This is a genomic window from Immundisolibacter sp., from assembly GCF_028696615.1.
GTDB lineage: Bacteria > Pseudomonadota > Gammaproteobacteria > Immundisolibacterales > Immundisolibacteraceae > Immundisolibacter.
Genome location: NZ_JAQVGQ010000163.1, coordinates 1 through 5967, shown reverse-complemented (window position 1 = coordinate 5967; position 5967 = coordinate 1). Strand labels below are relative to the sequence as shown.

The following is a 5967-nucleotide window of genomic DNA, read 5'->3' as shown; positions in this document are numbered from 1 at the left end:
GCGCACGCGCGTCGCGCAGCCCCGGCGCCACAAACGTGTAGCGGTAGGGCAGGGCGCGGGCGGTGTCGGCGAACGCCGCGTACAGCTCGCCGTCGGCCAGCGCCGCGCCGATGTCGCCCTGCGGGAATTGCAGCGCGGTGGCGAAAAGACCGTACAGACGGCTGCGCGTGGCGGCGTCGGACGGCGCCTCGATGGCCAACTCCGCGGTGTCGAGTGCGGCGTCGCTCATGCCGCGACCGGCACCAGCGTGAAGTCGCCCGAGAACGACTTGCGCCCGGCGCGTTCCCGGTTGCCGCCGCTCCACACGCCAAACGCGAGCTTGGTGGGCGTGCCGGGCTCGAACTGGGCGTACTGGTTGCCCACCTTGAGCGGGCGCTGCAGCACCACGTGCCAGCGGCCGTCCTTGTGGATGGCCTTCGAGACGAGCTGCGCGTCCTTGCCCGGCCGGCGGGTGGAGGTGCCGTAGCCCTCGGCCACCACGTCGAAGGGCTGGTCGGCCTTGTCGGCCTTCCAGTACCAGGCGTTCACCGGCTCGCCGGGGCTGCCCATGGTCGCGGCGCTGGCCTTGGCGGTGAGCGGAAACATCACCGCCACGCCGTCCACGAACTGATCCAGATCCGCAATCCTGTCGTGCCGGTCGCTGGCCCAGGACAGGCGCAGCGCCAGCACCTTGCCGTTGTGCAGGCCCGCGACGCTGAGGCCGTGGATCACGCCATGATCGGTGCTCTGCGCGATGAAGGGCGAGATCGCCTCGATGGCCGGGTTGCCCTTCAGCGGTGTCGGCACCATGGGGAAATCCTGCCCGGCGGCCTGCTGCCAGACGGCGTTCATCGGATCGAGCAGGGCGGCGTTGTCGGCCGTGACGCGCCTGATTTCCATCACACGGCCTCCTGCAGCGGATCGTTGCTGAAGTCCTTGAAGCGATCCCAGAAGTTGCGGCCGATCAGCAAGTCCATGACCTCGGACGGCTCGCCCTGCTGGCGCCTGGCGCGCTCGGCCTTCAGCCTGGCGATGACCGGCACCACGTCCGGCCCGAACAGCGTGATCAGCACCTCGGCCTCGACGCGGCCCTCGTCGGTGATGGAGCCGTCGTCGGCAAAGGCGCGCGTGGTGTCGAACGGCGGGATGTAGAACACGTTCGGCTCCGTGCCGTACTCCGGGTGCAGCGGCAGCGCCACCTTGTGCACGTGGATCAGTTTGTAGAGGTCGCTTTCCTGGTCGTCGAGGTAGCCGAACATGCGCGTGCGGCCCGGGCACTGGCGGTCGCAGGCCGGCGCGATGCCCTGCTCGACGCGCGGGTAGCACATCACGCATTTTTCGGACTTCTGCGACACCGGGTTGTAGTAGATGGCCTTGTACGGGCAGGCCTCGACGCACAGCCGGTCGCCGTTGCAGCGCTCCTGGTCCAGCACCACGATGCCGTCCTCGGCGCGCTTGTACAGCGCGTTGTGCGTGCAGGCCTTCAGGCACGGCGCGTCGGCGCAGTGGTAGCACTTGCGCGGCAGGTAGAAGTAATAGCCGTTCGGCCAGTCGCCGTCGCCCTCGTCCTCGTCCCAGTTGTAGCCCCACTTGGGGTCCTCGCCGGTGACGGCGGAGGTCGGCTTCAGGTGCACCGACTGGCCCTTGCCGGCATAGAACACGTCGGCGTGGTTGAAGGTGAAGTTGTCGCCGACGTCGGCGAGCGTGGTCAGCTTGCCGGGGGTCGGCGTGCCGTCCTTGGCGTAGCCGCCGCCCATCTTTTCGTACTCGCGCGGGTAGCCGGCGCCTGGGAACGTGGTCACGTTCATCCAGCGCATGTGCTCGGTGCCTTCGCGCGTGGTCCACAGGCTCTTGCAGGCCTGCGTGCAGGTCTGGCAGCCCATGCATTTGTTCAGATCGATGATGTTGCCGACCTGCCGGTCGTGGCGCAGCAGTTCTTCCTTGGGCGCGCCGCGGGGTGCGAATGCCATGGTGATTCCTCCTTGAAAGGCGGCTTGAAAGACGGCTGACGCCGCTCAGGCCTTCTTGATCTTGCGAAAGTCCACCCGCACGCCGCGGTCGGTGCTGGGGCCGGGGCTGCCGTTGTAGAGGTAGTAGCGCAACTGCTCGTAGCCGCCGGCCAGGTGCAGCGGCTTCGGCTGGCCGATCAGCAGGCGGTCGTAGACCTTCCATTCCGGGAACTGGTAGGCCTCCCAGAAGTAGACGACCACCTGGTCCGGCGCCACGGTGGGCGTGGTGCGCAGCATGATTTCGAAGTTCGAGAAGTCGTTGAACACCTCGACCATCTCGCCGTCGGCGACGCCGCGCTGTTTGGCGACCTTGTCGTTGACGTGCATCACCGGCTGGGCGCGGTGCAGGCGCATCAGCGCGGGCTGCGCGAGGTGCACCGAGTGCACGCTGTGGCGCGGGTGGCCGCCGGTGATGGCGAACGGATGATCGCCGCCGATCTTCGGCTGCGCCTTCCAGCGCGGCAGCGCCTCGTCCGCTTCGAGGTACCAGTCGTGGTCGAGATAGAACTGCGCCCGGCGCGTGTAGGTGGGGTAGGTCTTTTTCTCGTCCACGTGCCAGCGCAGGCTGAAGAAGGGCTTGCGCGGGTCGTACTCGTTGGCGACCACGTCCTTCATGAAGCCCATGCCGAAGCTGGCCTGCTCGATCATGCCGGCCTTGCGGAAGGACTCGTAGGTGGTGCCCTTGGGGAAGGTGCCGGTGGCCTCGGCGATGGCCACCATTTCCTTGAGCGCATCCTCCTGCGTCTTGAGGTAGCCGTTCATGCTGTAGCGGTTCCACAGGTCCGCGTAGCGGCGCTCCTGGCCGAACACGTCCTGGTAGCCGGTGAGGCCGCGCTCGGCGGCGATGGCGACCACCTTCTGCAGGATGGCGGAGTAGATGTCCCACTCCGGCCTGCACTCGCCGGGCGGCTGCACGGCCTGCTCGATCATGCACATGCGCGGGTTGGTGGTGATCGAGATGGTCATGTCCGGCTTTTCGTAATACCAGGCCGCCGGCAGGACGATGTCGCAGAACATGGCCGTGGACGACATGCGCGGCTCCACCGCGAACATCATCTTCAGCTTCGGGAACAGGTGCTTCGGATACTGCAGCGCGGCGCTGCGCACGCGCCGGATGGGGTTGCTGGCGGTGATCATCAGCACCCGCGGCTGTTTGTCCGGGGCCGGGCGCAGGTGGGTCTTGTTCCACCAGCCCTTCTCGATCGCCTCGTCCATGTAGCCGGTGAAGGACTTTTTCAGCGCCGGGTCGTGCCAGGCGGCGTTGTCGTACAGCTCCTTGTAGCCGGCGTGGTGGTAGAGGAAGAACACCGGCGGAACAGTGCCGACGATGGCCGTCATGTGCTTGACGAGCTCGACGCCGATCAGCTCCTGGCTGATTTCCGGGTCCGCCGCACGCGCCTTGGCGGCGAGCGCGTCTTCGAGTTCCTTGATCTGCGCGAGCCCGCCCTGATGCACCGGCTTCTCCAGCAGCATCATCATCTCGACATGGTCGGCTGGCATGGCCCAGGAGTTCCAGCCGGTGCCGGGCTTGCCCCAGTTGCCGGTCAGCGCCATGGCCAGCATGAGCGACCGCTCGGCAAGATCGCCGTGATAGATCTTGGCCGACGAGAAGCCGATGTAGGCCGCCGTGCGCTTGGTGGCCACCTTCTTGGCCAGCGTGCGCACCAGCGACGGGTGCACGCCGGTCATGGCCTGCGCCTTCTCGGGCGTGTGTTCGGCGAGCACCTGCTTGAGGTTTTCGAATACCGGCGTGACGGTGACCGTCTTGCCGTTGTGCAGCGCGACCTCGAAGCGGCCTTCGAGCGCCGGGTCGCCGGAAAACTTGAGCGTGCCGCGCGGTGCCCTGGCGATGGCGCCGGCCTTGCTGTCGTACACGTAAAGCTGGTCCTCGCGCCCGGCGCCGGTGACGTCCGTCTCGCGCAGGAACTTGCCGCTGTCCGTGCGCACCAGCAGCGGCAGGTCGGTCTGTTCCTTGATGAAGGGGCGGTCGATCAGGTTCTCGCTGACCAGCACCTCGCAGATGGCCATCCAGAAGCCGGCGTCGGTGCCGGTCTTGACCGGCACGTGGTAGTCGGCGTGGATGGTGCTCGGGCTGTAGTCGGGCGCGATCGACACCAGCTCCGTGCCGTTGTAACGGGCCTCGGTCAGGAAGTGGTACACCGCCGGCATGGTGTACGACCAGTTGGTGCAGGTGGTGAACACCAGTTCGGCGTCGAACAGGTTGTCGGCGCTGTAGCCGATGTGCATCTTGCCGATGGTGTCGGAGATGCCCTTGTAGAAGTCGCCGATCAGCACGTTGAGGTCCGGATTCACGCCGCCGATGGCGGCGTTCATGCGGTGGCTGCCGGCCCAGCCGACGCTGCCCAGGTGCGCGTGCGGCGGATCGAGCACGAAGCTGTCCGGGCCGAATTCCTCCAGGCCGTCGACGATGGCGCTGGCGATGTCCCCGACCGCCTCGTCCCAGGAAATGCGCTCCCACTTGCCGGAGCCGCGCTCGCCGATGCGCCGCAGCGGGTATTTGATGCGCTCGTCGCCGTACAGGTTGCTGTGGAAGGAACAGCCCTTCTGGCAGCCGAGCGGGTTGTAGTCGGGGTAGTTGGGGTTGCTGGCGTGGTTCCTGGCCGATTGTTCCTCGCGCCAGACCATGCCGTCCTTCACGTATACATGGAACGAGCAGGAACCGGGCAGGCATACGTTGGTGTGCGAGCCCCAGGTGACCTTGTCCCAGTTCCAGAGTTGCCGGTACAGGTCCGGCACGCCGCGGTAGTCGAGCGTTTTCTCGGCCGCGAACACGTCGCGTACGAAGGCGGACGACACGGCGCCGCCGAGCTGGGTCATGGCCAGCGCCAGCGCGGTGCCGCCGCTGCCTTTCAGAAAGCCGCGCCGCGTGACGGCGAGCCCCGGTTCGTCGGCCCCCATCGACAATCCCTGGTCGATCTTGCCCATGCCGTTCTCCTGCGTGTGCGAGCGGGTGCGGCTCGACTGTAGAGCATCGCCGGATGCCATGTAAACAAACATCCGCTAAGGTTCTGCGCGGGACAAAGTCGTGGTCGCGCCTTGGCCGCGGCCGGTGGGTACCGGTACAATGCCGGCCTTACCAGCACCTGCGGCGACGGGCGGCGGCAACGCCTCCCGCCGCTTTTGCTGCGCCCGACGCAACCACCGGAGCCCGCATTGCCCGAGCCAGCACTTCTCGCCCTCGCCGACGGCACGCTGATGCCCGGCGTGTCGGTCGGCGCCCGCGGCCATGCCGTGGGGGAGGTGGTGTTCAACACCGCCTTGACCGGCTATCAGGAGATTCTCACCGACCCGTCGTACTGCCGGCAGATCGTGACCCTGACCTACCCGCACATCGGCAACGTCGGCTGTAACGCCGAGGACGCCGAATCGGACGGCGTGCACGCCGCCGGGTTGGTGATTCGCCACCTGCCGCGCCGGCATTCGAGCTGGCGCGCCGAGCAGGCGCTGGATGACTACCTGCGCGAGCGTGGCGTGGTGGCCATCGCCGGCCTGGACACCCGCGCGCTGACGGGCCGTTTGCGCCGCGGCGGCGCGCAGGGCGGCTGCATCGTGGCCGGGCCCGACATCGATGCCGATTTCGCCCTGGCGCAGGCGCGCGCCTTCGCGGGTTTGCAGGGCATGGACCTCGCGCAGGTGGTCAGCTGCGGCGAGGCTTATGCCTGGCAAGGTGGCGGGTGGACGCTGCAGGGGTTCGCGCCGGCGCCGACGCCGCGCTTTCGGGTGGTGGCCTATGATTTCGGCATCAAGCGCAACATCCTGCGTTGTCTCGTGGCCGTCGGCTGCGAGGTGACGGTGGTGCCGGCCAGGACGCCGGCCGCCGAGGTTCTGGCACGCCAGCCGGACGGCGTGTTCCTGTCGAACGGCCCGGGTGATCCCGAGCCCTGCGATTACGCGATCGACGCCATCGGCGAGTTTCTGGACCGCGGCGTGCCGTTGTTCGGCATCTGTCTTGGCCATC

At 67.5% G+C, this 5967-nt stretch carries 5 protein-coding genes; 1 reads left to right on the top strand and 4 read right to left on the bottom strand.

All coding sequences use genetic code 11. The features are described 5' to 3' along the window. The 4 genes from PHC73_RS10450 to PHC73_RS10435 all read right to left on the bottom strand — a co-directional run. A partial coding sequence (locus PHC73_RS10450; protein WP_300127693.1) for a hypothetical protein occupies positions 1–229 on the bottom strand: 229 nt, incomplete at its 3' end. Continuing rightward, the gene (locus PHC73_RS10445; protein ID WP_300127690.1) at positions 226–879 is read right to left on the bottom strand and encodes an ethylbenzene dehydrogenase-related protein; all 654 of its coding nucleotides are present in this window, start codon (positions 877–879) and stop codon (positions 226–228) included. The genes PHC73_RS10445 and PHC73_RS10450, both read right to left, overlap by 4 nt. Then, positions 879–1949, bottom strand: a complete 1071-nt coding sequence (locus PHC73_RS10440) for a 4Fe-4S dicluster domain-containing protein (RefSeq protein WP_300127688.1) — start codon at positions 1947–1949, stop codon at positions 879–881. The genes PHC73_RS10445 and PHC73_RS10440 overlap by 1 nt, the downstream gene beginning before the upstream one ends. Before the next feature lie 45 nt (positions 1950–1994). Then, positions 1995–4934 (bottom strand): molybdopterin-dependent oxidoreductase, encoded by a 2940-nt coding sequence (locus PHC73_RS10435; protein ID WP_300127685.1) that lies wholly within the window; start codon positions 4932–4934, stop codon positions 1995–1997. Between the two features lie 270 nt (positions 4935–5204). Here PHC73_RS10435 and PHC73_RS10430 point away from each other — a divergent pair. After that, a partial coding sequence (locus PHC73_RS10430; protein ID WP_366949855.1) for a carbamoyl phosphate synthase small subunit occupies positions 5205–5967 on the top strand: 763 nt, incomplete at its 3' end.

Coding starts and splice junctions, on each gene's coding strand:
- PHC73_RS10440 (WP_300127688.1), bottom strand. CDS start 1,949: ATGGCATTCGCACCCCGCGGCGCGCCCAAGGAAGAACTGCTGCGCCAC.
- PHC73_RS10445 (WP_300127690.1), bottom strand. CDS start 879: ATGGAAATCAGGCGCGTCACGGCCGACAACGCCGCCCTGCTCGATCCG.
- PHC73_RS10435 (WP_300127685.1), bottom strand. CDS start 4,934: ATGGGCAAGATCGACCAGGGATTGTCGATGGGGGCCGACGAACCGGGG.